Origin of the sequence: Streptococcus danieliae, from assembly GCF_013415245.1 — a bacterium.
Classification (GTDB): Bacteria; Bacillota; Bacilli; order Lactobacillales; family Streptococcaceae; genus Streptococcus; species Streptococcus danieliae_A.
Genome location: NZ_JACBXX010000239.1, coordinates 1 through 713, shown reverse-complemented (window position 1 = coordinate 713; position 713 = coordinate 1). Strand labels below are relative to the sequence as shown.

General features: G+C 38.3%; 1 protein-coding gene. It reads left to right on the top strand.

Annotated features, from left to right (window positions below; genetic code table 11):
- Nucleotides 1-289 precede the first annotated feature (289 nt).
- Nucleotides 290-619: a hypothetical protein gene (locus HZY94_RS09875; RefSeq protein ID WP_179925975.1), complete on the top strand. Its 330-nt coding sequence runs from the start codon at nt 290-292 to the stop codon at nt 617-619.
- Nucleotides 620-713 lie beyond the last annotated feature (94 nt).

Genomic DNA, 713 nt, shown 5'->3' with positions numbered 1-713 from the left:
CAATACAGGTTCTAGAGGACTATTTGCCATGGTCTGAAATCATACAGAAGAATTGTCAATAAAAAAGGTTCCCGAGTCAATCAACTCTGGAACCTTTTTCATATACTTGGTTATAGCGCGCTTACAAAGAAGCAAAAAAATTCATCGATGAACTCCTAGAATCTATTATCGCCATCCAACCCGAGCCCCCTAAAGGTGAAAATCTTCAATGGCTCTTTAACATCACCTACGGCAGACGTTTTCAATAGGATCGAACTATTCAAACTCCACCTGTAAAAGGGAAAACATCATGAAAAAATTCATCCTAACTATAAGTATTCTCAGCCTCTGTATCTTCCTCATCAAAACCTACTATGACCTCAGAGGAAACCTAATCCACTATTCTGTCTACTATGCACAAAATCTAGACCATGATCCTGACTATGATCCTATTATGGCCATGGTTGTGGATAACCTCGACTATATCCCTCGGTTAGAAGATGACTCGATTCACTATGACTTCGATGGACACTCTACCATTTATAGTGCTAATCATGAGATGTATATAACAAGAGGTTCAAGCGAATATTATTTCGTTAATAAAAGCAGAGCTTGGGACAAAAAGTCCCGTAAAGTATAAAAAGGAGAGATTCATTCGTTGAAATGAGTCTCTCCTTTTCTTTTTAGGTACTCCTCTTCCCATATTTGAGGAGGTTATTGGCCATAAGAACCAA